This is a genomic window from Lentzea aerocolonigenes, assembly GCF_000974445.1.
Classification (GTDB): Bacteria; Actinomycetota; Actinomycetes; order Mycobacteriales; family Pseudonocardiaceae; genus Lentzea; species Lentzea aerocolonigenes.
Window position 1 is genome coordinate 53701 of record NZ_BBOJ01000002.1, and the last position, 24609, is coordinate 78309.

The 24609-nt window shown below is 68.3% G+C and carries 17 protein-coding genes and 2 pseudogenes; 6 read left to right on the top strand and 13 right to left on the bottom strand.

Annotated features, from left to right (window positions below; all coding sequences use genetic code 11):
* Positions 1 to 4: 4 nt before the first annotated feature.
* Positions 5 to 976, bottom strand: coding sequence for a hypothetical protein (locus AOM45_RS04255; protein WP_030472346.1), 972 nt, complete (start codon positions 974 to 976; stop codon positions 5 to 7).
* Between the two features lie 129 nt (positions 977 to 1105).
* Here AOM45_RS04255 and AOM45_RS04260 point away from each other — a divergent pair, with 129 nt between their 5' ends.
* Entirely contained in the window at positions 1106 to 1480 is a 375-nt protein-coding gene (locus tag AOM45_RS04260; protein WP_030472347.1) for an SH3 domain-containing protein, read from the top strand.
* Between the two features lie 64 nt (positions 1481 to 1544).
* Here the strand turns inward: AOM45_RS04260 and AOM45_RS04265 are convergent, their stop codons facing one another.
* The 7 genes and pseudogenes from AOM45_RS04265 to AOM45_RS04285 form a co-directional block, all read right to left on the bottom strand.
* Complete coding sequence (locus tag AOM45_RS04265) at positions 1545 to 1895, bottom strand: molybdenum ABC transporter substrate-binding protein (RefSeq protein ID WP_156094292.1); 351 nt, start codon at positions 1893 to 1895, stop codon at positions 1545 to 1547.
* Complete coding sequence (locus tag AOM45_RS04270; RefSeq protein ID WP_030472349.1) at positions 1892 to 2101, bottom strand: hypothetical protein; 210 nt, start codon at positions 2099 to 2101, stop codon at positions 1892 to 1894. The genes AOM45_RS04265 and AOM45_RS04270 overlap by 4 nt, the downstream gene beginning before the upstream one ends.
* Before the next feature lie 119 nt (positions 2102 to 2220).
* Positions 2221 to 4452, bottom strand: a complete 2232-nt coding sequence (locus AOM45_RS04275; protein WP_030472350.1) for an XRE family transcriptional regulator — start codon at positions 4450 to 4452, stop codon at positions 2221 to 2223.
* Between the two features lie 1058 nt (positions 4453 to 5510).
* Positions 5511 to 6554, bottom strand: a complete 1044-nt coding sequence (locus AOM45_RS53995) for an ABC transporter permease (RefSeq protein WP_428829545.1) — start codon at positions 6552 to 6554, stop codon at positions 5511 to 5513.
* Positions 6546 to 7055, bottom strand: a pseudogene (locus tag AOM45_RS54000) (ATP-binding cassette domain-containing protein); the annotation flags it as partial. The pseudogene AOM45_RS54000 and the gene AOM45_RS53995, both read right to left, overlap by 9 nt.
* A gap of 114 nt (positions 7056 to 7169) precedes the next feature.
* Positions 7170 to 7676 (bottom strand): annotated as a pseudogene (locus tag AOM45_RS54005) (FHA domain-containing protein); the annotation flags it as partial.
* Entirely contained in the window at positions 7673 to 9469 is a 1797-nt protein-coding gene (locus AOM45_RS04285) for a protein kinase domain-containing protein (protein WP_081902643.1), read from the bottom strand. The pseudogene AOM45_RS54005 and the gene AOM45_RS04285, both read right to left, overlap by 4 nt.
* Positions 9470 to 9685: 216 nt before the next feature.
* Here AOM45_RS04285 and AOM45_RS04290 point away from each other — a divergent pair, with 216 nt between their 5' ends.
* Positions 9686 to 12499: a tetratricopeptide repeat protein gene (locus AOM45_RS04290; RefSeq protein WP_156094293.1), complete on the top strand. Its 2814-nt coding sequence runs from the start codon at positions 9686 to 9688 to the stop codon at positions 12497 to 12499.
* A 155-nt stretch (positions 12500 to 12654) separates the two neighbouring features.
* Positions 12655 to 13398 carry a hypothetical protein gene (locus tag AOM45_RS04295; protein ID WP_156094294.1) on the top strand — a complete coding sequence of 248 codons (744 nt, stop codon included), beginning with the start codon at positions 12655 to 12657 and terminating at the stop codon, positions 13396 to 13398.
* Between the two features lie 109 nt (positions 13399 to 13507).
* Here the strand turns inward: AOM45_RS04295 and AOM45_RS04300 are convergent, their stop codons facing one another.
* From AOM45_RS04300 to AOM45_RS04315, 4 genes are all read right to left on the bottom strand, one after another.
* Positions 13508 to 16633 carry a family 78 glycoside hydrolase catalytic domain gene (locus AOM45_RS04300; RefSeq protein ID WP_051784524.1) on the bottom strand — a complete coding sequence of 1042 codons (3126 nt, stop codon included), beginning with the start codon at positions 16631 to 16633 and terminating at the stop codon, positions 13508 to 13510.
* 135 nt (positions 16634 to 16768) lie between these two features.
* The gene (locus AOM45_RS04305; RefSeq protein WP_035913164.1) at positions 16769 to 17014 is read right to left on the bottom strand and encodes a hypothetical protein; all 246 of its coding nucleotides are present in this window, start codon (positions 17012 to 17014) and stop codon (positions 16769 to 16771) included.
* A complete protein-coding gene (locus AOM45_RS04310; RefSeq protein ID WP_201779885.1) occupies positions 17007 to 17546 on the bottom strand; it encodes an RNA polymerase sigma factor in 540 nt (179 codons plus the stop codon). The genes AOM45_RS04305 and AOM45_RS04310 overlap by 8 nt, the downstream gene beginning before the upstream one ends.
* Complete coding sequence (locus AOM45_RS04315) at positions 17543 to 19024, bottom strand: sodium:solute symporter family protein (RefSeq protein WP_051784526.1); 1482 nt, start codon at positions 19022 to 19024, stop codon at positions 17543 to 17545. The genes AOM45_RS04310 and AOM45_RS04315 overlap by 4 nt, the downstream gene beginning before the upstream one ends.
* A 117-nt stretch (positions 19025 to 19141) precedes the next feature.
* On the opposite strand from AOM45_RS04315, the gene AOM45_RS04320 reads away from it, so the two are divergent.
* The 3 genes from AOM45_RS04320 to AOM45_RS04330 all read left to right on the top strand — a co-directional run bounded on the left by AOM45_RS04320 (position 19142) and on the right by AOM45_RS04330 (position 21852).
* Positions 19142 to 19342 (top strand): DUF3311 domain-containing protein, encoded by a 201-nt coding sequence (locus tag AOM45_RS04320; RefSeq protein ID WP_030472359.1) that lies wholly within the window; start codon positions 19142 to 19144, stop codon positions 19340 to 19342.
* Positions 19339 to 19668 (top strand): hypothetical protein, encoded by a 330-nt coding sequence (locus tag AOM45_RS04325; RefSeq protein ID WP_030472360.1) that lies wholly within the window; start codon positions 19339 to 19341, stop codon positions 19666 to 19668. Before AOM45_RS04320 ends, AOM45_RS04325 begins: the two co-directional genes overlap by 4 nt.
* A gap of 87 nt (positions 19669 to 19755) precedes the next feature.
* Positions 19756 to 21852, top strand: a complete 2097-nt coding sequence (locus tag AOM45_RS04330; protein ID WP_035913166.1) for a carbon starvation CstA family protein — start codon at positions 19756 to 19758, stop codon at positions 21850 to 21852.
* Here the strand turns inward: AOM45_RS04330 and AOM45_RS04335 are convergent.
* Complete coding sequence (locus tag AOM45_RS04335; protein ID WP_063757162.1) at positions 21844 to 24552, bottom strand: AfsR/SARP family transcriptional regulator; 2709 nt, start codon at positions 24550 to 24552, stop codon at positions 21844 to 21846. The two genes, AOM45_RS04330 and AOM45_RS04335, sit on opposite strands and share 9 nt — an antisense overlap.
* Positions 24553 to 24609 lie beyond the last annotated feature (57 nt).

The following is a 24609-nucleotide window of genomic DNA, read 5'->3' on the forward strand; positions in this document are numbered from 1 at the left end:
ACCATCAGCGCGGAGCAGCCGGCTCCCAGCCGATCCCGCACGAACGGTTCAGCGTCAACCCGGTGAACACGGCGTGCACCTCGCCCGCCGTGTTCACCTCGAGCGGATCTCTGGCGAACAACGGGTCCGTGATGTCGATCGGGAGCTCGTCCTGAAGACGCCAGGCCCGGCTCGGTGCCCTGTCCGGTGGGAACCGCACCACGAGGTCGAACCGGTCGCAGGGCCGGGCCGGCGTGCAGACGTAGTAGGGAGCGAACGTGGTGGGCAACCGCGTGCGGATCACAATCGTGTGCTCCTCGCCGACGCCAAGCGATCGGGGGAGGTCGAGGTCAAACCTGACTCGCGTCGATCCCACTCGCTCCGGTGTCCGCAGAATCGCGCCGCGGAGGACGTCCAGCCCCAGGGTGGCGAGGTCGAGCGGCTGGTTCTCGGCGATGGTCATGGAGAAGTCGACGGCGGCCAGGTGTTCGGTCCTGCTGACGACGCGGCGCTGCTCGATGATCTCGGCCTTCTCCTCCCCCAGAACCACGAGGGTGACGAGGTCCGCTGTGTGCCAGGTCCATTCTGGCTCGCGTTCGGCACTGTCCGACTGCGCGAGTTCGATCAGCGTCTCCGCGATTCGACCCATCAGATGATCCACGTGACGGCGCGCGGTTCGCACGTCGCGTTCCATCTCGGCGGCCATTCGCGATATTCGCTCCTCGAATCGCCGCTCGCCGTGGTCCTGCAAACCGAATGCGGTGGCCGCCACGGCGGCGAGGTGGTCGGGCAGCACAGCGACGACTGCGGTGAGCGCCTCGACGAGCTTCGCGCGTTGCACCGACTGACTGTCAGAGCCGGAGAAACCGCAGATCAGACGCAGCTCCGGACCTATGCGAGCGGCTATGTCACGGGACTCGACGCCGTACCCCTTGCGCAGCGCCTTCAGTTCGGCGACAACCCGGCCGAGTCGATTCGACGTCCCGCTCTCACTCATTCGACTATTCCTCGTGATCAGGCCTGAACAACCGCTTGTTGACCGGCTACTGACCTTATATCGCACATTTCGCCGGTTCACGATGGCGACAGTCCGAGGAAGTCAGTCCCAATCGAAAGGCGGGTTCTCATGAACAACGTCGCGAACGTGCGCGGGTTGCGGTGGAAGGCGTTGCTGGCCGCGGTGGGCGCCAGTGCCGCCACCCTGCTCATGTCAGCCCCGCAGGCCTCCGCAGACGTCTCCGCGTTCTTCGGCCCGAGCTACATCGGATCGAACTCCGGCGGTGCCAACCTGCGCACGTGCGGGACAACCTCGTGCGGCATCATCGGCTACAACTCCAACGGCACCTCGGTGACGATGCTGTGCTGGGCCGACACGCAGTGGGTCTACCCGCCTCAGTCCGACTACGGCTCGCCGCGCTGGTTCCGGATCGCCTCGCCGGCCGGCACCGGATGGACGCACTCCTCGCTGGTCGAGAACCAGACTTCGGTGGGCCACTGCTGATCTGCACGCCAACACGGGATGGGCAACGGCCGGTGGAGCCGTCGCCCATCCTCCTTTCACGCCACTATCCGGGCAACGAGGATCCACGACCCAATTGTTGACCGCACAGCTGTGCGATGTGTTGCGTCGCGTTCATCAGCGCCATGACGGTGGTGCTCTTCGAGTCGGAGATCGCGTCGAGTGCTTCCGCGTCCGACTTGAGCTGGTCACCACCCTCGTAACGACCGGCCACACTGGACAGTGAGCCGGCATCGCTGAAGATCGCGTTGTCGAAGAACCCGTTGGCTTTGCTCACGCTCTGCCCGAGCTCCTGATAGCTCTCGCACACCTCGTCCTTCGTGGTCGGTGCGAGCGAGCAGCCCCCGAGAGCCACGGCGACCACGATCATCAGCAGCACTCCTCTCATCGCGGTCACCAGATCCACACCACGAAACGGCCACCGCGGAAGAGGTAGATCGAGTACAACGCGCACAGGGCGCCGGGGATCAGCAGACTCGCGTTGACGTCGAAGCCCACGTAAAGGCCGACGGCGGCGAGGATCGCGTAGTACACCCAGGCGACCGAGCGCCGCCTTCGCTTCTGGTTGTCCTGTTGTGGTTGCTGTGCTTGGGGTTCGTCCACTGCGGCCTCCGGACGGTCGGGTTCTTCATTGCCTCCCGCTCGTCATCGGACGGAGTACAGTGCTGTTAACGACTTGCCGCAGGTTGTCACGGAACTGCCCGACTTTTGGGCAGACCGTGTCACGCCAGGGATGTTCGGGCACGCATCTCGCCGACCATGACGTCGTTCAGGCCGCGGTGCAGCTGGTCGGCCGCTGCCCAGTACGTTGCCGCCTCGGCCCGACGTCCTTTCACCGCGTCAACGTTGCCCAGACCAGTCGTCGCGCGGGCCAGCTCGTACTGACTCCCGCAGTTCCTGGCCAGCTGAACCGCGCGTGCGTAGTGTTCGGCCGCGTCGTCGAGCCGACCGGCCCGGAAATGAGCCCACGCTGTGCAGTTGGCGGACATGACGACGTCCAGCTCCAGGCCGAGTGCCGCGAACTCGGTCCGGGACTCCTCGGCGTGCCGCACGGCGTCTTCGCACAGACCGAGTTCCACCTCGGCCAGCGCCATGCCTCGCAACGCGATCGCCGCGTTGCGAGGAGCATTCATTCGCAGGTAAGAGGCACGCGCTTCACTCAGGTCACGCACCGTCCTGCGTGGATCGCCTCGGTAAAGCGCGATCCACGCGATGTTGGACAGCGCGTCGGTCACCCCGCGCGAATCCTCCAGTTCACGGAACTGCTCCAGCGCCTCCTCGTAGTAGCCGATCGCCACCACCAGCTCGCCCCGGTCGGCATGGGCCATGCCCAGGTTGTTCAAGGTCATCGCGAGCGCCTTCCCGTCCCCGGCGACACGAGCGGCGTCAGCAGCGAGGAGATGGATGTCGATCCACACGTCCCACAGCTTCGTCAGGAAGAAGAAGTCCCTGAGCAGGAACGCCAGCTGCCAGCACTGGTCGTGGAACCCACGTGCCGCCGCAGCGCGGCACAAGGCCACCAGGTTCGGCCACTCGGCGTCGATCCAAGCGGTGGCGGTCGCCTGCTCGGTGAACTTCACCGAGACCTCTGGGAGCGTTCCGACCGACAGCGCCAGACGATGCCGGTGTGGTGCGAGGAACTCGTCGCTGGACTCGGTCAGCACGAGGCTGTGGTCCAGCAACCGCCGCAACGCCGCCGTCTGCTCGGCCGGCTCGATACCCGGAAGAAGGCGGTCGCCGGCGAACGCGCGCACGAGGTCGTGGACGGTGACGTGGTTCGTGCCGAGCGGTGAAACGAGGTGGACATCGCCGAGGTCGTCCAGCAACCGTCGCGTCTCCACGAGCCCCAGGTCGGCGAGCGCCGCCGCTCCGCGCACCTCCACGTCGCGGCCAGGATGGAGTGCCAGCAGTGCGAACAATCGCAGCTGGGCAGCGGTCAACGCCTGGCACGACAGACTGAACGCCGCGGCGACACTGCGCTCGCCGTCGTTCAACGCGCTCAGCCTGGACGCCTCGTCGACGAGTCGTTCGTCGAACTCCTCCAGCGTCCACATCGGACTGCCGTGGAACCGCGCCGCGGCGATGCGCACCGCGAGCGGTAGTCGGCCACAGCGATCAACGACTCGGGCAACGACGTCGTCCAGGGCTGAGCGCGCACGCTCCCCCGCGATGGCGCGAAACAACGACACCGCCGTTTCCGCGGGCAACACGTCCACCGTGACGTGCATCGCCTCGTCCAACGCGTTCAGCCGGTTGCGGCTCGTGATGATCACTCGACACCTCGGTTCGGAAGGCAGCAGCGGCGCGACCTGGCGCGCACTGCCGACGTTGTCGAGTACGAACAGGCATCGCTTGCCGCGCAGCACACTGCGGTAAAGGTTGGCTCTGGCGTCCGGATGGGACGGGATCTGCTCGGCGGGGACACCGAGCATGCGCAGAAGTGGGTGGAACGCGTCCTGTGCGTTCGCGGCCTGCGCCTCGGCTGCGTGTCCGCCCAGATCGAGATAGGCACACCCGTCCGGGAACGAATCCGCCACGGTCCACGCCGCCTGCAGCGCGAGTGCGGTCTTGCCCGCACCCGCGAGTCCGGTCAGCGCACAGGCGACACCGCCCTGCTCGCCGGAGAGGAAAGCGGTGATGTGCGCCAGCTCCGCGGAACGGCCGACGAAATGCCGTGTGGACTGCGGCAGCCCGCTCATGGTGGCGGCCAGCTGACCCACCGACCGCTTGCGCGGGCGGTCACCGGCCAGTTCCACCAGCGCGCCGTTCGCTTTGAGCGCGTTGTCGCAGGCCTGCGCGAACTCGCGGTTCACCACGGCACGGCCCGTCTCGACCTTGCTGAGATAACCCTTGCTGTAGTGGATCAGAACGGCGAACTGGGACTGGGACAGCCCCGCCGAAAGGCGCAGCCGCCGCAGCTCACCACCGAAAAGGGACAACTCCGCTACTGCCATGGATTGATGATGCCTCACCCGACAGTGAGAAAGAATACCGTTGGAGGTTCCGACCGGAAGCTTCACCCGGCGGCCGGAACATCACCGCCCCGCTCAGATCAGGACGAGCACGAGCTGGAGGAAGTCAACGACGAGGACGAAGTGCGTGTGCATGGCTCTGTTACCTCCTGGGTCGCCGAGGAAGGCTGCGGAAGTGACGTGGAACCGAACCAGGCGCCGAGGACGAGTCCTACGACGAAGGCCAGCACAACAGTTCTGCACAACGCGGAGACCGACATGAAAATGTTCATCTCACACCTCCACCTGCACCCACTGACCGCTCTTGTTCCTCTTCTTCATCAGCTTTTGCTGACACCAGAAGCTTCGCTCGTCGGCAGACCGGAAAGAAGTGGTTTCCCGTGACCAGGATCAGCGGGAAACCCTGGAAACAGACGCTGAACAGACTCTCGGATGCTCCCCGCGGCAAGAGATGCGGGTCGGCCTCGGCACCTCGACGCCGAGCCCAGGACGAGCGCGACTCACTCGTGCAGGACACGGATCTGGCAGGTCGGAGGCTCTCGGCTCGCCAGGACCGTCATACCTGTCCCGTGGCGACCTCGTCCTTCTCGTGGCTTGGCTGACCACCGCGACCAGCGCACCGAGCCCACCCTGCGTGGCGAACCAGGGTCGATCGACCTTTTCCAAACAACAGCACGGCGCACGTAGGGTGGCGACCAAGCGAACAAGTGAGTTTCAGGGTGCGTCCGCGACGCCTGGATCCATTTCCCAGGAACTGGAACAACAGCACCGTGTCGACGAACTGCCAGTAACGACCCTAAAGGCGAAACGGTATGCACGCAGCCGCTCACCTAAGGTCATGAACATGAATTCTTCGTGCGCTCTTCACTTTCGCGATCACGGAAGCGATTCCGCCCTGCGCAAACGTCAAGGTGCCACACAAATCATTTGTTTTTGCACGCCAGATTCACCCAGGACCACCCTACTGGCACTGCCCCGAAAGTAACGTCCGCGATCCCACTTCAAATCTGTCCTGCGGAATCACTTCAACCGAAAGAGGGTCACTCAGGCCGGAGCCGGCCCACTCGGCGCACGAGCAAAACGGCGAGCGGAATCGCCATCACGAGCAGGACACTTGTGGAGAGCAACCACCACTGCGGCTCGTGGAGCCACAACGGCTCCGCCGGCACTCCGGGCACGCGCGAACGAACGTCCACAGTGGATGCCCCGGCGGCGTACCCCCATCGCGCAGGCGCCAGCCAGGACAGTTGCTCCAGCACCGGCCGATCGGTCACCGGGATCATCCCCCCGCACAACACCAATTGCGCCATGACCAGCACGACCAGCAACGGCATGACCTGCTCGGAGGACTTCACCCATGCCGACACGACCAGTGACAGCGCGCAGGACGCGAAGGCGGTGAGCCAAACCGCCACGATCAGTTCGACCGTCTGGTGACCGAGCAGGACGGCGTCCGCCGGCCCCGGTTTCACCGCCAGCGTGCCGACCACCAGCAGAACCGCCTGCACGGCAACGATGAAGCCGAACACCAGCAGCTTGCTCAGCCCGTACGCGGGCGGCCGCAATCCGGCCGCACGTTCGCGCAGGAAGATCGCCCGCTCCGCGACGATCTCCCTTGCGCCGCAAGCGCCGCCGGTGAAAGCCGCGCCGACGAACAGCAGCACGAGCATCTGCGTCGGTTCGGTGGGATCGGCCGCTCCCGGTGGTCCCAGTCCTGCCTCGCCCGGCACGGCCATTGCGAGACCGGCGAGCAACAACGGGATGAGCAGGAGAAACGCCGCGTAGCCGGGATCGGCCAGGATGAGCCTTGTGTGCCGAGACACCAGCGTCGAAAGCTGGCGCCACACCGTTCTCGGGGTGGTGGCGGCCGGTGGTCCGCTTGTGGCTGTCCGCCGTTGGGGAGCGCCGGCCCTGATGGGTGCCGGCCGGCCCGCGGCAGCTTCGAAGATGTCGGCCCAACTGGCCGCTCCGAACCGGATGCGAAGATCGTCGGGAGCACCCAGGAAGAACGGTACGCCGCCAGGCGCCAGCACCAGGATCCGGTCGCATTGAGCGAGGTTGTCGGGGTTGTGGGTCACGACCACGACTGACCGTCCCGCGTCCGCGACAGCGCGCAAGGAGATCATGATCTGCTTGTCCAGCCATGGATCCAGACCAGAGGTCGGTTCGTCGAGCAACAACAACGGTGGCGATGTCAACAGTTCCATCGCGATCGACACGCGTTTCTGCTGTCCTCCAGAGAGCCGACGCACCGTGGTCCGCGCTTGCGAGGTGAGATCCACCTGCTCCAGCGCTGCGGCAACTACGTCGTCGCGTTCACGCCGCGTGGTGTCGGCGGGCAACCTGAGCTTCGCGGCGTAAGCGAGTACGCGACGTGCACTGAGCCGGACGTGCATCACGTCCTTCTGCGGTACGACGCCGATCCGTTCACGGACTGCCGGGTGCTCGTGCACGTCGAGCCCGTCGTACCTGACGTGACCGTGCGTGGGCACGAGCGTACCGGTCAGCACCTTCAGCAACGTCGACTTGCCCGCGCCGGACGGACCCACCACCGCGACGAGTTCACCTGGCCGAACGTCCAGCGACACTCCGGAGAGCAACGGCTTGCCGCTGGGCAAGGTGAACCCGACGTCGTCCACAACCAGGTGTTGCTTCGCTTCCGGCAACGGCGTGAGCCCGACCGGTGTGACCAGAACGTCCGTGGAACCGAAGGTGAGCACGTCGCCACAGGACACCACGGCGTCGGCCGCGAGGGGTTCGCCGTTGTGCAGTACCGGATTCGCGCTGCCCAGATCGGACAACCGCCAGCCGTCGCCGCTGTACCGCGCGGTCGCGTGCCGCCGTGACACCATCGGGTCAGCGAGCACCAGGTCGTTGCCGGCCGCCCGGCCGATGCTGATCACGCCGCTGGGCGGTCCGGCGGTACCGCAGCGGAACACCACCACCACCGCGTCCGCCAGCCGCACCACGAGCTCGCCGTCGATGCGCTGCTCATGCACCTGGCGCCCATCCACCCAGGTACCGCCGGAGCTGCCGTGGTCACGCAGCACCCATCCGTTGTCGTACTCGACCCGCAGGTGGTTGCGCGACACCGCCGGGTCGTCGACCACCACGTCGCTCGCCGCACCGCGCCCCACGAGCACCTTCACTCCCGGCGGGAACGTCCACGACCGGCCGCCCGACGACACCTCCAACTCGGCTGTCACCGGGACGTCGTCGTGGTCGTCGACACCGTCGAGGCCGCGGGCAGCCCGGAGGTGGGAATCTCCCTGGCCAGGCCCAGCAACTTCGCCTCTCCGAGGGCGAACGTGCTCGCCCCGCACGTCTTGTCACCGCTCGTCACCTGGTACTGGAACTTGAGCCGGAGAACGCCGGTGAGATCGAGATCAAGTGGAACGGTCGAGCCGAATCCGACCGATGTGCTGGAGATCAGTCTGCCGTCGGCCAGCACCTCGAGCTGGACCTTCAACGCGGTGCTCTCCGAGTTGTCACTGATGCCCGCGGAGGCGACGAACCTCCGGTAGCCCTTTGAGAGGTTGTACTCGGCGGCATACGTCCTCGTCGCGCAGTAGTAGGAGCCAAAGCTCGTACCGAGTGAATGCACGTACTGCTTGCCCCCCATACCAACGACGAACGCATCTCCCGACGTACTCCAGCTCCCGGATGAAAGCGGCTGCGAGTCGAGGTGGACAACCACCCCGATGCGAGCCACAACCAGCTTCGCGCTGTCCCCGACTGGTTGCCCGGCAGCAGGTTCCTGGCTGAGCACCGAGTCCGGCGCCGCCTTCTCGTCGACCTGGTCGACGATCTCCACCTTCATCGACCTGGGCAACGCGTCCTTCGCCGCGCTGACGTTCTTGCCGACCAGGTCCGGCATCGTGGTGATCCTGACCTCGCTGGAGGTCGTGGTGGTCAACTCGGTGGTCGTCGTGGTGGTTCTGCTCCCACCGGTCGGAGTCGCGGCAGCCGCGCCGTTGCCGGAACTGTTCTCCTTTGCTGACATCAACGCGTAGGTACCACCCGCACCGCCCAGCAGAACGGCGATCGCGGCCAGAACGGGGAGGACTCGGCTTCTGCGTTTGGCAGGTGCGGAGTTGGAGGTGTTCGGCACGCGCAGCACCGTTTCGTTGTCGTTGCCGTGATTCAACGGGATGGCCGCGGGTGGCAGGTCGAGACGGGTGCCGACCGGCGCGTTCACCAACCGCGAGGAGAGGTTCAGCAGCACCGCAGAGACGAGTTCCGCTGACTGCGGCCGCATCGCGGGGTTCTTGTGCAGCAGGTTCGCGATGACGTCCCACAGCTCGTCCGGAACGCTGTTCGGCCGCCCGGGGGCCTTCTCACAATGGTCGCGCAACACCTGGAACACCGAGTCGCCCACGAACGGCGTGACACCGCAGCACAGTTCGTACAGGACGATCCCGAGCGAGTAGAGATCGGCAGCCGGGGTGACGTCCTTGCCGTCGACCAGCTCGGGCGCCACGTAGTACGGCGTGCCCGCGAGCATCGTGCTGCGACCGACCTTGGACGCGTTCGCCATCTTGGAGATGCCGAAGTCGGTGAGCCTGGGCGTGGAGGAGTCCATGAGGACGTTTTCCGGCTTGACGTCGCGGTGCACGAACCCCGCCAGGTGCACGCTGTGCAGGGCGTCCGCGATGCCCGCGCCGATGCGGGCGACCTCGGCCGGCAACAGCGTGCCCCCTGCGGCGTTGAGGGTCGTGCGCAGGCTGCCGCCCCGCACGAGGTCCATCACGATCGCGGCCGTGTTGCCCTCCACCACGAGATCGTGAACGGCGACGAGGTGCTGACCCCGCAAGCTGGTCAGGATCGCCCGCTCCTGGTGGAACTTGGCGATGAAATCCGGATCGTCGACCAGGTCGGGACGCAGCAGTTTGAACGCGTAAGGCGTGCCGCCCTCGTCCACACCCTCGTACACCTGGCCCATCGCGCCGGAACCGAGGAGCTCGCCCAGCGTGTACCGACTCCCCAAAGGTCGCCTCATGCGCCGAAACCTCACTTTTCCCGTGAATCGTGAACGACGAGCGTAGGCGTCCACCCCCAGGCCGTAGTTGACAGAACCGGGACAGTTCCCTGTCGCATTCTGCGGCGCGCTGAACCCTCAACCCAGCGGATTCATCCAGGACAGAAAAGTGACAATTCCTCGGTGGAAGCACGACAACGCCGGTCATGTGCGCGGGGCGACCGATACCGTTCTCGCGTGGAAGCCCGTTATGACGTGTTCCTGTCGTTCAGCGGCGACGATCGGCCGCGCGTCATGGAGCTGTACGAGGCACTGAAGGTGGATGGACTGCGTGCGTTCATCGACGAACGCGGCATCCGGTACGGCCACGGCGTCTCCGCGGAGATCACGACGGCGCTGCGCGGCTCGAAGACGATGCTCGTGTACTACTCGGCTTCGTTCCCGCAGCGGTCGGCGTGCCAGTTCGAGCTGCGGTACGCCTACCTCACGGCGTTGCGCGCGGGTCAGGTCGAGCAACGGATCCTGGTGGTCAACCCGGAGGATCCGGCCACGGACCACCTGCTCCCGCTGGAGCTCAGCACCAACCGGTATGTGAGGACCTGGCAGTCGAAGCGCGAACTCGCCGCCCTGGTGGCGCTGGTCCGGCAGAAGGCGCAGGCGCTGGACGGCCCGTTCCCCGGCATGGACTTCGGCGCTCCGCCACCGGTGCACCACCGGAAGTTCGAACCGACGGTGAGCTTCGTCGGCCGGTACCGCGATCGGTGGGCGCTGCACTCGGCCCTGCACCGCGGCGACCACCCGCTGATGAACCCCGTGACAGGACCACAGGTGGCTTCGCTCACCGGGATGACCGGCATGGGCAAGACCTCGCTCGCCAAGGTCTACGTGCACGACTACGGGTTTCTTTACCCCGGTGGCATCTACTGGACCGACCTCACCGGCGCGACCCGTCACGCCGACCGGGTGCGGGCGGTGCACACGGCGCGCCTGCGCGAGCTCGCGGAGCACGTCGACCGCCCACCGGGTGGCTTGACCCGCCGTCAGCTGCTCGGCTGGTGGAGCCGGTACCTGCAGGACCGGCCGGGTCACAAGCTGTGGGTGGTGGACGCGGTACCGCCGGGCACACCGGACGACGTGATCGCTGAGCTGGTCCCGGACGTCCACGCCGTGCACACGTTGCTCATCGGGCAGCAGGAGCTCTCCCACGGCATCGCCGCACCCGTGCGACTCGGCGGTCTCATCCCCGAGGACGGCCGCGAGCTCTTCGAACAGCACCATCCTCCGGTGGGTGACGAGGTCGACGCCGTGAAGACGGTGGTGGCACGCCTCGGCGGACACCCGTACGCGATCCGGTTCGCCGCGACGGGGGCTCGGGGCCGGCACGGGCTCTGGCACCTGCGCGACCGGATCGACCACCTGACCTCCGACGCCGGGGTGCTCGACCGCGCCCTGGCGATGACCCGTGAGGTGGTCGAACACCGGGACGGTCCCGAACGCACCGTGCTCGTCCTGTCAGCGGTCTGTGCCGCTGAGCCAATACCGGCGGCGTTGATCAGGGAGGTCGTCGGGGCGCTGGAACCGTTGGCGCTCGCCCGCACGGCCGCGGTGCTGACCAAGCTGGACCAGGACCGGCTAGTCACCCAGGAAGACACGTCGTGGCAGGTGCACCAACTGGTGCGCGAGGCGATGTCGCAGAGCGCCGGCCAGGACGAGCTGGGCGCGGTCGCCGTGGTCGCGGCACGTCAGCTGCTCGCACTGGCCAGTACGGGCACGGCCGATCTGGCTCCGCACGCACGCGCGTTGCTCTGCCGAACCACGTCGTCGCCCGACCTGTCGATATCGCTCAACGAGCTGGTGGCCGCCCATCACGACGAGCGCGGCGAGCCAGGCCTCTCCGCACCGTGCCACGAGAACCTGTACGGCTGGCAACCCGACCGGCTCGACCACCTGTACGCCGCGGCCAGGGCGTGGTTCGCCGCTGGACAGCACGACAAAGCACTGGCACACGCCGACAAACTCGCCGAACTCGCTCCGGACGATCTGACGGCCATGCGGGCGGAGCACGTCCAGGCCTCCGTGCTCGACGCCAGGACCAGGCACCGCGATGCCGAACCGATCTGGCAACGGCTGGTCTCGGGTCCCGCACTGGCGAGCGCGCCGCCAGAGGAGCAGATCGCGGTCCGCACCGGCCACGTGCGCAACCGCCGTGCGCGCGGCTACTTCGCCGAGGCGAAGGATCGGGCCAATGCGCTGCTGGCCGAGATGGGCGACCGGTTTCCAGAAGAGGTGGTGCCCGTCCGGATCGAACTGGCCGCCGTGGGGATCGCGACCAACGACCGCATCGGCTCGCGTGCAGCCCTGCAGGAGATCATCGACCACTACCGTCGACGAGGTCTTCCCGGACACGTCAACGCCATCGAGGCCGTCATGCTCCTGCACGAATCCCAGCTCGAGGTCTTCATCCTCGAGGCGCTTCCTGGCGAGGAGGTGTGGACGCAGGCCGAACTCGAGATGCGCAAGCTGGTCGCAGACCTCCGGCGCGACCTCGGCCTCGACAACCCGAGAACGCTGATAGCAACAGTCGCTCACCTGCGGGCGATGGTCGGCCAAGGGGCTCCCCGCCGGGTGCTCGACGAGTATTCGGCGCTTCCCTCCGAGCTCGCCGGCCACCTCGGCACAGATCACCGGCTGTACCTGCGCGCGGTCTTTCTCCTCGGCCAGGCCCGTGCGCAGAACGGCGAGAACCAGAAGGCGTTCGACAACTACAGTCACGCACTGGCGGGTCAGGAGCGCGTGCTCGGCCCCGGCCATCCGGAAACGCTCAGAACCCGGTACGAACTCGCCGTCCAACGGCTCTTGCTGGGCGATCGCGCAGGCGCCAAGCGGGAGTTCGACGCGGTGCGCCGCGACATCGCGGAGAAGGTCGGTTACCGCAACGACCTCTACGGCCAGGCGCTCACGGCCGGGGTGTTGGCGAGCTTCCTGCCGAGCAGCGCGGTGCGCGCGTTCGACTGGCTCGGGCGGCACCTCGACAAGAAGCGCGAGTCCTGATTTTGTCATGTTTCTTTCAACTTTTCCGGAAGTTGACATTCTTGGCCACCTGGAAAATAACGTTCTCGCGCAACCCGGTAACAACTCCGATGCCACAGTCGACATAGCGCTCAGAAAACCCGAGTCTATTGAGGACGACCTGGCCGGAGGGAAGCATGACCGTATCGACGCACCAGCTCGTGTGCGAGCTGAAATCGTTATGCCGCGGTCGTGGCGTACAGGCCCCTGGTCTCGAGAAACACATCGGCCCGATCTTGCGCACCGCAATTGCGTCCGACGAGCGCGACGGCGCGGAAACGAGCAGGGAAAAACTGCGGACGTGGGTCGACGGCCTTGTCCACGTGCTGCCGGACGACCTGCGACTCATCGTCACCACCGCGCTCGGCATGAACCCGCAAGCGCAACACCTGTTCCTCACGCATCGGCTGGACTGGCTCGCCGACCGCTCGCACAGGGACGCACGCACCGTCCGCCGCAGACTCGACGATGGATTCGAACGCCTCGCCGAGGCAGCACTCCGGCCACGGCGGCGGCCACGGGAAGAGTGGTACATCGCCCGCATCCGCGTCGAACTCCTGCTGAACGAGTCGCCACCGGCCCGCGTCGAACACTGGACGGTCGTGGCCCTGCGCGATGGCGTGGACGAGTTCAGGCTTCCCTGCACCACCGACGTGACAGTGTTGAGCGGTGCGCTGAAAGGAGAATGCGGACTGCGTTTCCGGAAACCGCTGCGCGCGGGCGAGACCCAGGAATTCTGTGTGCGAGCACCCCTGTCAGCACCCGTGAGTTACGCCTTGCGTTGTGAACGCTTCGACCTGATCGTGGCCGACGAGTCCACGAACGACCTGCCAGCGCCTCGTGACCCGAACCAGCGGACGTGGGCGACGGCGAACACCTGAGCGGTTCCGAGTGCCGGGATCGCGACGAGCCGCCGTCCACAAAGGACTAGTCGCCCACTGACCAGATCCGCAGCAGACCGTGGCGGCGTCCACGGTCTGCTGCCCGGTCTCAGGAAGCCGGTTCGGCGGTTGCAGCCGCCAACGCGCTGCCTCCCCCGGTGAACTTCCACCGTCCGTGCGGAACGTTCACCACCGAGAACCCGCTGGAGTGCGGCACGTGCACCTGCGCGGTGGATCCCACCGGCACGTCGACGGTCAGCCGCAGCCGGCCGTCGACCTTGGCCCACGCCACGGCGATGCGGCCGCGCACGCTCTCGAACTCGAGCCGCGCCCACGACAGTCCCGTGGTGGCGTTGGGCCGCACGGTGAACGTCCGGTAGCCCGCGTCACCCGGCACCAGACCCGCGACATGTTCGTACAGCCATTGCGCCACCGTGCCCTTGAAGTAGTGGTTGCGCGAGCGGGTGCCGGTGTCCCACATCTCCCACATCGTGTCCGCGCCGTTCGCGAACCAGTGTCCCCAGCTCGGATACGAACGCTCGGTGGCCATCGCGTGGGCGGTGCCGGCGTGTCCGTTGTCGCTCAACGCCTTCAGCAGCACGCTGGCGCCGAGGCAGCCGACGTTCACGTGGTTGCCGTTCGCCTTCACCTCCGCGGCCAGCCTGTCCGCCACGGCCTGGGCGGAACCGGCGGGCACCATGCCGAACGCCAGCGGGATCGCGTTGGACGTCTGCCGGTAGTCCGGGTCCTTGGCTGTGCGGTAGTAGCCGCTCGGATCGAGGAACGCCTTGTTGAACGCTGCCAGCAAGCCTGCGGCGACCTCGCGATAGCGCGGAACCGGCTTGCCGATCGCGTCACCGAGTTCGGCCGTGTGCAGGAGGGCGCGGTAGAGGTACGCCGTGGCGGTGAGCCGGGTGTCCTCCGGTGGCAGGCCGCCGGTGCCCGGTGCCAGGAAGTCGCCGAGCGCGGTGACGGCCAGCCCGTCGCTGAGCCGTCCGATCTCCCAGTCCAGGTACCGGGTGAGCACCGGCCAGTGTTGCGCGGGCAGGCGGTCGTCGCCGTAGATCCGGTACATCTCGCGCAGCACGAACGGGTAGACGGTCGTCCACTCCGGCGCCGGGGCGAGCTCGCGGTAGCCCCAGCCACCACTGGGCACGATCACCGGCAGCTGGCCGGCCTGGTCCTGGCTGTCCGCCAGGTCGCCGAGCCACTTGGTGAAGAACTTCGCCATCCCGAACTCGGCGAGCATCGACGGCGCGCCGACCTGCGCGTCGCCCGTCCAGCCGTTCTTCTCGTACGTCGGGGTGTCGGTGGGGATGCCGTGCAGGTTGTTCAGGACGGTTCGGCGCATCGCCGTGTCGTACTGCTCGAACAACGGCTCGGAGCAACGGAACGTGCTCACCTGCGGCACGTCCGAGTGCACCACGCGGCCGACCAGCTTCGGCGCCGTGGTCAGGCCGGTGACCTCCACGTACCGGAAGCCCTTGTACGAGAACTTCGGTTCCCACGTCTCCTCACGGCCGGCGCTGACGTACTCGTCGAGCTGGATGCGGTTGCCGGTGACGTGGCCGTTGTCCATGTGCACGGTGCCGTCGGAGTTCAGCGTCTCGCCGTGCTTGAGCCGGACCACGGTGCCGGCGGGCGCGTTCACCGTCAGCTGCGTCCAGCCCGCCATCGTGCGGCCCATGTCGGCCACGAACACGCCGGGTTTGGGCGAGGTGACGGTCGGCGTGACCGACTCGACCACGCGGATCGGTTCGTGCTCCTGGGCTTTCAGCGTGCCCTTCGGCGCGGGCCTGACGGGTGCGGTCCGCCACTTCGAGTCGTCGAAACCCGGCTTGGTCCAGTCGCGCGGGGCGAGCCGGGCGTCGTAGGTCTCCCCGGTGTAGAGCGAGTTCGAGAGCGTGGGGCCGTCGGTCAGGCGCCACGACTCGTCGGAGGTGATGGTCGTGCGGGTGCCGTCGGGGTGGTCGATCTCCAGCTGTGCCAGCAGTTTCGGCTCGTCGTGCCACGGCGGGCGCTCCCAGTGCCACACGTTCGGCGTCTTCATGCCGTAGAAACCGCGGCCCAGCGTCACGCCGATCGCGTTGCGGCCGGGGCGAACCAGCGCCGTGACGTCGTGCGTCGCGTACAGGACGGTGTTGTCGTAGTCGGTGAAGCCGGGATCGAGGACGCGGTCACCGACGCGGCGGCCGTTGATCTCGGTCTCGTGGTAGGCCAGTCCGCTCACGTAGAGCCGCGCGCGGCTGACGGGCTTGGTGAACCTGAACTCCTTGCGCAGCAACGGTGCCGGCTGCTCCCCGACGGAGACCTGTGAACCCCACGGTCCCTGCCCGTACGGGTCGAGCACGGTCGCGGCTGTCCATCCGGAGTCGTCGAAATCCGGTGTCTGCCAGCCCGGCTGCTCGGTCTCGGACACCTTCCAGCCCGGCCCGGTGACGAGTTGGCGCTGACCGCCGGGAAGATCGACGACGAGCTTGAGCAGGAGCCCGGCCGGTCCGGGAGACCGGTTCGTCGCCCGCACCGCCAGCACGATCCGCTTGCTCACCAGGCGCGTGACGTCGGCGCGTTGGCCGATCTTCCACACGTCGACCTGCTCGGGGACGTGCAGCGCCTCGGAACCGTTGACGTACAAGGTGAAATCGTCGTCCGCGGTCGCGACCAGCTGGGCGCGCACCGCGTCCGCCGGGAGGTCGAGCGCGGTGCGGAACCAGCGGCTCTCCGGCGGTGTCGAGGCCGACCAGATCCACGACGCGCCGTCGAAGCCGATCGTCGTGTCCGGTGCGCCGACCCACCGCGCCTGCCACGGCGTGCCGAGCAGGGCGGTCTCCCACCAGTGGTTCGCGCTCCACGCCGAGACGCGGTTCGAGCCGTCCCACACCCGGACCCGCCAGTGGTAACGCGTGCGCGGCCGCAACGCCGGGCCGGCGTACGCGATTCCGTTGGTGCGATCGCTGTTCACCCGGCCGGACCGCCAGATGTCCGACCGTCCGGGCGCGGTGCCGACCTCGATCTGGTACGCCGTCTGCCGGGCTCCCGTGCCACCCGCCGCGAGCACCCAGCCCAGCCGCGGCGCCGTGACGTCGGTGCCCAGCAACGTCTCCGCGTACTCCACGGTCGTGCGCTCGACCCTCAACCCGCTCGCCCGTTCCCCCGAAGCCCGTGCCACCCCGACCGGCAGCGCCGTCGCCGACAGCCCGACCGCCGATGTCTTCAGGAACAACCGTCGCCGCACGTCGTCTCCACCTTCGTCGCTGGATGAAACGTTTCAATTCCTGAGGCGACAGCCAGCGTGTTGCGCGCGACAACATGCGTCAAGACGTTCGGTGCAAGCCTGTCCACAACCGGACATCGACTTGAAACGCTTCAATCAGCGCGTGTGCGTCGGATCCGTGAAGATGATGTGCTGGTCCGGCCGGGCGTCGTTGAGCGCCCACAGCGCGATCCCGTTGGTCGCGAGCACGACGGCGGTCGCCAGCGACGCGACGATCAGGCGGCGGCGGCGTTCCTTGCGGCGCCACCGCGACTGCACCTCGCGGTACGCGCCGGGCGACGTGGTCACCTCCGAGGCGACCAGGCGGAGGGCTTCTTCCAGCCGTTGTTCGCTGCTAGTCATCCTGCCCCTCCAGCACCTTGCCCAGTTTCGCCATGCCGCGCGCGGTGTGCGCCTTGACCGCGCCCGCGCTGATGCCCATCGCCTCCGCGATCTCCGCCTCCTTCAGCCCCAGCCAGTACCTCAGCACCAACGCCTCGCGCTGCCGCTCCGGCAACGAGCGCAACGCCGCGACCAACGCGCGCTGGTCGTCGCGCACCATGGCCTGGGACTCCGCGGACGCCACGTCCTCCCGCACCCACTCGACGTGCTTGCGCACGACCTGCAGGTGCCGCACGCGCATCCGGACCCGGTTCACGATGACCGCACGCAAATAGGGTAGCGCCGCCTGCTCCGAGCGCAGCCTCTTCCAGCCCCGGTGCAGCTCGCAGAACGCGTCCGCCACCACGTCCTCGGCGTCGGACTCGGCGCCGAGCAGGGTCGCGAGCCGCACGAGCTCCAGGTGGTGCCGGTGGAACAGGCCGGCCAGCGCGGCCTCCCGGTCGGCGTCACGGGCGGCGAGCGCCTCGACGGTGTCCGGCAGGTCCTCGCTCACCGGCGCCACACCGCGCTCACCGCGAACGCGACCACCAGGTTCACTGCCAACGCGATCACCGCCGCGTAGACCTGGACCCCGCCGAGGACCACGACGGCCGAGAACCCGCCGGAGGTCACCAGCAGCGTGCCCGTCAGCATCCCGACGGCCCAGCCGGCCAGCATGCCCGCGGGCGACAGGCGACGCGTCAGGGCGCCGAGCACCACCGCGGGGAACGTCTGCAGCACCCACACGCCGCCCAGCAGCTGGAGGTTGATCGTGTCCTGCGCGGCGAGCAGCAGCACGAACCCCAGCGCGCCGAACTTCACCAGCAACGACACGAACCGCGCGATCGACGTCTGCTGCTTCGGGGTCGTGTTCGGGTTCACGTACTCCACGTAGACGTTGCGGGTGAACAACATCGCCGCGGCGACCGACATGATCGACGCGGGCACGAGCGCTCCGATCGCCAACGCCCCGAACACCGCGCCCGCGGCCCAGCCCGGCATGAGCTGGGTGATCATCGTCGGCACCGCCAGCTCGGCCCTGCCCTGCGCCACGACCACCCCCAGCGCGTGCGCGGCCACTCCGAGCAACGCGAACAGGCCGAGCAGCGCCGTCCACCCCAGCAGCGCCACGGAGTTGCGGCGCAGCACCTGCTCGCCCCGTGCCGCGAACGCCGCCGTCAGCACGTGCGGGTACATCAGCAACGCCAGCGCCGAGCCGACCGCGAGCGTCACGTACGCCGTCGACAGCCCCGGATCGAGGTGGGTGGTCACCACGCCGCCGTCCACGCCCGCCGACACCAGGTCCGGCGGCCCGGTCGAACGCCGCTCGGCCTCGGCGAACAGCCGGTCCGGCGGTCCCAGCAACACCATGATCACGACGATGGCCGCGAACACCAGCACGCCCTTGAGGAACCCGATCACCGCCGCCGCGCGCAGCCCGTTGCGGTAGGTGGCGACCGCGAGCACGGCGAACACCACGCCGAGGATCACGTCACCGGTCATGCCGGCCGGGTAGACGCCGAGCACGGTCAGCACCGTGCGGATCCCCAGCAGCTGCAGGGCCACGTACGGCATGGTCACGAGAATCCCCGTCAACGCGACGGCGAGCGCGAGGCCGGGCGAGTCGTACCGCACCCGCACCACGTCGGCGATCGTGACCGCGCCGACGTCGCGGGCCTCGCGCCACAGCTTCGGCAGCAACCAGAACGCCAGCGGGTACACGATGACCGTGTACGGCAGCGCGAAGAACCCGATCGCACCCTCGGCGTAGACCACACCGGGCACGGCGACGAACGTGTACGCGGTGTAGATCGTGCCGCCCATCAGGAACCACGTCGTGACGGTGCCGAAGCGGCGCCCGGCCACCGCCCAGTCCGTCGGCGTCGGCAGCACGTCGGCGCGGTAGAACCAGCGGGCGGCGACCGCCACGGCCGAGGTCAGCACGAGGACGGCCGCGAACGTCAGCAGCGCGGGCACGTCGACTCCGGTCACGACTCGTCCTCCTCGTCGGGCACCGGCGCAACATACGCGAGAAAAAATTCCGCGTCTGTGTAAACCGAACGCGTCACCCGCGCAACTCATGGGAAACACGCTCGAGGAGGTGCGAAGGTGCGGCTGCGAAGTTCGAGGCCTGCCACGGTCGTCCTGCTGGTGCTGCCCTGCCTCACGGCCATGGCGGTGCCCCTGTACGCACGGGCCGAACCCCGCCTGGCCGGCGTTCCCTTCTTCTACTGGTACCAGTTCGGATGCCTCATCGTCACCGTTCTGTGCCTGTCCGTGGCGTTGTGGCTGCACCGGGAGACCACGTGACGTTCCTGCTGGACACGTTGGCCCGCAACGCACTCCGTCCGCACGAGGTGGTCGTCGTCGACTGGCACGTCACCGGACTGTGCTGCGCAGACTCCGGTGAGTTCTCCGTGCGCGTGATGAGCCGCGGCAAACTGCACCGCAAACTCCGGCCTGTCGACGCGACACCGCACGACGCCGTCTACGCCCATCCCACGGCTTGGGCACACCTGGCCGCTAGGGACGTCACCGTGAGCTGCCGCCGCATCGGCCCGATGCGCTGGTTCACCACCGATCTGCCACCGGACGCGGGCCTGCGCGCCTGCATGGGACGCCTACCGCCGGCCTGACCTGACCCCACCCCCAGTCGAACCGACCGCGAGCTCAGTGCGGCCGGCCGGATTCGTGCACCCTTTTCAACGCTGACAAGGAGTTTCATGAACAAGACCAGGTTGCGATCCGTCCTGGTGTGGACGGTCGTCGCCGTGATCGGCGCGGTCGCCTGGGCGGTGCTCGCACTGTCCAGAGGCGAGAACGTGTCCGCGGTCTGGCTCGTCGCCGCGGCACTCGGCTCGTACGCGATCGCCTACCGCTTCTACGCCAAGTTCATCGCCAAGAGGGTGCTGAAGGTCGACGACACCCGCGCCACCCCGGCGGAACGGCTCGACGACGGGGTGGACTTCCAGCCCACCGACCGTCGTGTCCTCTTCGGACACCACTTCGCCGCGATCGCCGGCGCCGGCCCACTCGTCGGTCCTGTGCTCGCCGCGCAGATGGGGTACCTGCCGGGCACGATCTGGATCATCGTCGGCGTGATCTTCGCCGGGGCCGTGCAGGACATGGTCACGCTGTTCTTCTCCATGCGCCGCGACGGCAAGAGCCTCGGCCAGATGGCCCGCGACGAGATCGGGCCGATCGGTGGCGCTGCGGCGCTCGTCGGCGTCTTCGCCATCATGATCATCCTGCTGGCCGTGCTGGCACTGGTCGTGGTGAACGCGCTGGCGAAGTCGCCGTGGGGCACGTTCTCGATCGCCATGACCATCCCGATCGCGCTGTTCATGGGTTTCTACCTGAGGGTCATGCGGCCCGGCCGGGTGGTCGAGACGAGCGTCATCGGCGTGGTCCTCCTGCTCATCGCCATCGTCGCGGGCGGCTGGGTGCAGACCTCCAGCTGGGCCGGATTCTTCACGCTCGAACCGAAGACCCTCGTGCTGTGGCTGGTGGGCTACGGGTTCGTGGCGAGCGTCCTTCCCGTGTGGATGCTGCTCGCCCCGCGCGACTACCTGTCGACGTTCATGAAGATCGGCACCATCGTGCTGCTCGCGGTGGGTGTTCTGGTCACTGCGCCCGTTCTCAAGACGGAGGCGTTCACCGAGTTCGCGTTCAGCGGCACCGGACCCGTGTTCACCGGGTCGTTGTTCCCGTTCGTGTTCATCACGATCGCGTGCGGCGCCCTGTCCGGCTTCCACTCGCTGATCGCCTCGGGCACCACGCCGAAGCTGATCCAGAAGGAGTCCCAGGTCCGCCTGATCGGCTACGGCGCGATGCTCGCGGAGTCGTTCGTCGCGGTGATGGCGCTGATCGCCGCGTGCATGCTGGATCCAGGCATCTACTTCGCGATGAACTCCCCCGCCGGTCTCGTCGGCACGACCGTGCAGTCGGCGTCGGCGGCCGTCACCCAACTCGGCTTCACCATCACCCCGGCCGAGCTCCAGGCAGCGGCGGCCGCGGTGCAGGAGAGCACGCTCGTCGCCCGCACCGGTGGCGCGCCGACGTTCGCCGTGGGCATGTCCGAGATCTTCTCGGAGTTCCTCGGCGGTGACGCGATGAAGGCGTTCTGGTACCACTTCGCGATCATGTTCGAGGCGTTGTTCATCCTCACCACGGTGGACGCGGGCACCAGGGTCGGCCGGTTCATGCTGCAGGACGGCCTGGGCAACGTGTGGAAGCCGTTCGCGCGGGTGTCCTGGCGGCCGGGACTGTGGATCTGCAGCGCCGCCGTCGTGCTCGCGTGGGGGTACTTCCTCTACGCCGGGGTGAGCGACCCGCTGGGCGGGATCAACCAGCTCTTCCCGTTGTTCGGCATCGCGAACCAGCTCCTCGCCGCCATCGCGCTCACGGTCTGCACCACGTTGCTGATCAAGAGCGGCCGGGTCAAATGGGCCTGGGTCACCGGCATTCCGCTCGCGTGGGACGTCGCGGTGACGCTGACGGCCAGCTGGCAGAAGGTGTTCAGCTCCGACCCGAAGCTCGGTTTCTTCGCGCAACGGGAGAAGTACGCCGACGCGCTCGCCCAGGGCAAGCTCCTCGCACCGGCCAAGAACACCGACCAGATGGAGGCGATCATCACCAACTCCACTGTGGACGGTGTGCTCGCGGCGGTGTTCGCGTTGCTCGTGATCGTCGTGATCCTCGACGCGATGCGAGTGTGGCGCAAGGCTCTTCTCGGCCCGACGCCACCCACGACCGAAACGCCTTACGTGGCATCGACTCTGCCGGCACCACCGAAGCTGGCAGACCTCACCTCACGATGAACGGTGTTCGGTGCGCCGGGTCTCCGAGTCCGAGGCCCGGCGCGACGCCGGCAGCTCCACCACGCCGAGCCGGCGGTGGATCGACCTCGCCGCCTCGCGGTGCGCAACCGCCGACTCCTCGTCACCCTGCAGCTCAGCGATCACGAGGTGGAACAACGCCACGTGCCGCAGGTCCCTGACCCGGTCGGCCAGGCACAGGCCGTCCTGGAACGTCCGCAGCGCCGCGTCGGTCTGGCCGGTCGCCCGCAGCACGGACCCCGCGGTGTAGAGCGCTGCCGCGTGCGCCGCGGACAGCGGCAGGCTCGCGTGCACCTCCAGCGCCTCCCGTGCGGGCACGAGCGCCTCGGCCGCCTTGTTCTGGCACAGCAACGCGTTCGCCAGCCGGTCGAGCACGGCGGCCTGTGCGCGGAGGTCACCGGTCGCACGGGTGATCTCCAGCGCCTCCCGGATCCGTTCGCGGGCGTCGGCGAACCTGCCGGTCACCGCGAGGCAGTAGCCGAGGTTCGCCCTGGCCATGCCCTCGATCTTGCCGCTGGCCAGCCGCACGGCGCGTTCGGACTCGCGCACGGCGTCCTCCAGCTCGCCCAGGTCGGCGAGTGCGGCGCCCTCGCTCACCAGCAACCGGGCCTCCGCCTCCCGGTCGCCGTGAGCGGCCGCGAGACCCGTGCGGCACACCTTCACCCGGTCGACCAGGTTGCCGTTCTGCGCGTAGAAAGCGTCGAGGCACAACGCCAGCTGCCACGTGCGCCGCTGGTCGCCGACCTCCAGCAGCAGCCGCAGGTTGTGCTCCTCCAGCTCGAACCACTCCATCGCCGACCGGTAGGACGTGAGCTCCGGGAAGCTCACCGGGCGGTGCACCGGAGTGGTCACCGGCTCGGGTTGTTCGGACAGCAGCGCGCGGGCGGCGTCCGCCACGTGCAGGTAGTAGTCGAGCAGCCGGTCCACGCTCTCCTGGTTGTCCTCGCCCGCGACGAGCTGCCGGGTGAACAGGCGCACGAGGTCGTGCCGCACGTACCGGTCCGGTGTGGACTCGTGCAGCAGGCTCGCCGACGCGACGGTGCGCAGGTGCGTGCGCGCCGTCCCCGCGTTCACGTCCAGCAACGCGGCCGCGGCGTAGCTGTCGATGTCGGTGCCGGGGTGCAGGCCGAGGCTGCGGAACGTCCGCGCCGCGCCTTCCGGCAGCTCCCGGTAGCTCACCGCCAGCGCCGACTGCACGCCGCGGCCCTCCTCGGGGAGGGTGAACGCCGCGAGCCTGCTCTGCTCGTCGCGCAGCTCGTCGACCAGCGCCTGGATCGTCCACCGCGGACGGGACGCCAGGCGGGCGCTCACAATGCGCAACGCGAGCGGGAGGCCGTCGCACAGGCCGATCAGCTCCGCGACCGCCTCCGGTTCCGGCTCGGTCCGGTGCCTGCCGAGCCCCGCCGCCAGCAGCTCACCCGCGGTGCGGCCGTCGAGGGTCTCGACGCCGAGCACGACGGCACCCTCGGTCACCACGAGGTCGTCGAGGCCGTGCCTGCTCGTGACGAGGACCAGGCAGCGCGGCGAACCGGGCAGCAGCGGCCGGACCTGCTCGACGGACCGGGCGTTGTCCAGCACGACGAGCATCCGCCGCTGGGCGAGCAGCGACCGGTACTGGGCGGCGAGCGCGTCCAGGCCGCCCGACAGGCGCACGTTCTCCACGCCGAGCGCGCGCAGGAAACCCACGAGCGCGGTCTTCACGTCGAGCGGCTTGCGCTCGGCGAACCCGCGCAGGTCGACGAACAGCTGGCCGTCGGGGAACTTGTCCGCGACCCGGTGCGCCCACCTCAGGGCCAGGGCCGTCTTGCCGACGCCGGGCGGACCGGCCAGCAGTCCGATGCCCGCGTCGGCGAGCAGACCGTCCAGCACGGACAGCTCGGTGTGGCGGCCGACGAAGCCGCGGTGCTCGTGCGGCAGCTGCGCCGGTGCCTGGACGGACGTTCGCGACGGACGCGGGGACGGGTCGTCGGTCAGCACGGCGTGGTGCGCGGCCCGCAGCTCGGGACCGGGGTCGACGCCGAGTTCGTCGGCCAGCTGCGCGCGCGTGCGTCCGAAGAGGTCCAGCGCCTCCGCCTGCCGTCCGGTGCGGTGCAGCGCGAGCATCAGTCTGGCCACGAGCGGTTCACGCAACGGGTGGTCCGCCACCGCCGCCCGCAGGCTCGTCACCGCCTGCCCGGCGCGGCCGAGCTCGACCAGCCGTGCGCCGAGCTCCTCGACGGCGGTGAGCCGCAGCTCCTCGAGCCGTGCCTCGTACGCCTCGTGCAGCCGTCTGCCCGGCACGTCCGCGAGGAACGGCCCCCGCCACAGCTCCAGCGCCGAGGTCAGCCTCTCCGCCGCCGTCTCGTCGTCGGCCTGCCACGCACCGGCCACCAGGTCCTCGAACCGGAACACGTCGACCTCGTGCCGTTCGCCCACGAGCGCGTAGCCCGGTGCGCGCGTCACCAGGTCCAAGGTGGATCCGAGGAGCTTGCGCAGCTGGGCGACGTGGCCCTGCAACGCGGCCTTCGCCTGCGGTGGCGGGGCACCGTCCCACACGAGCGACAGCAGCCGGTCGCCGGAGACGACGCGGTTGAGCTCGAGCGCCAGCGCCGCGAGGACCGCACGCCGCTTCGTGGCGGCGAGCAGCAGTGGCTCGTCGCCCGCCGGCACCAGCTCGACCGTCCCGAGGAGGTTGACACGCATCGTGGTGAACTTCCGTCAGCAACATTGGTGGCACGTTGGCCGGGCGTTGGCGGGTGC

Bases quoted from the DNA above. Each gene is read 5' to 3' on its own strand.
- AOM45_RS04255 (WP_030472346.1), bottom strand. From the start codon at position 976: ATGAGTGAGAGCGGGACGTCGAATCGACTCGGCCGGGTTGTCGCCGAA.
- AOM45_RS04260 (WP_030472347.1), top strand. From the start codon at position 1,106: ATGAACAACGTCGCGAACGTGCGCGGGTTGCGGTGGAAGGCGTTGCTG.
- AOM45_RS04275 (WP_030472350.1), bottom strand. From the start codon at position 4,452: ATGGCAGTAGCGGAGTTGTCCCTTTTCGGTGGTGAGCTGCGGCGGCTG.
- AOM45_RS04285 (WP_081902643.1), bottom strand. From the start codon at position 9,469: ATGAGGCGACCTTTGGGGAGTCGGTACACGCTGGGCGAGCTCCTCGGT.
- AOM45_RS04295 (WP_156094294.1), top strand. From the start codon at position 12,655: ATGACCGTATCGACGCACCAGCTCGTGTGCGAGCTGAAATCGTTATGC.
- AOM45_RS04305 (WP_035913164.1), bottom strand. From the start codon at position 17,014: ATGACTAGCAGCGAACAACGGCTGGAAGAAGCCCTCCGCCTGGTCGCC.
- AOM45_RS04330 (WP_035913166.1), top strand. From the start codon at position 19,756: ATGAACAAGACCAGGTTGCGATCCGTCCTGGTGTGGACGGTCGTCGCC.
- AOM45_RS04335 (WP_063757162.1), bottom strand. From the start codon at position 24,552: ATGCGTGTCAACCTCCTCGGGACGGTCGAGCTGGTGCCGGCGGGCGAC.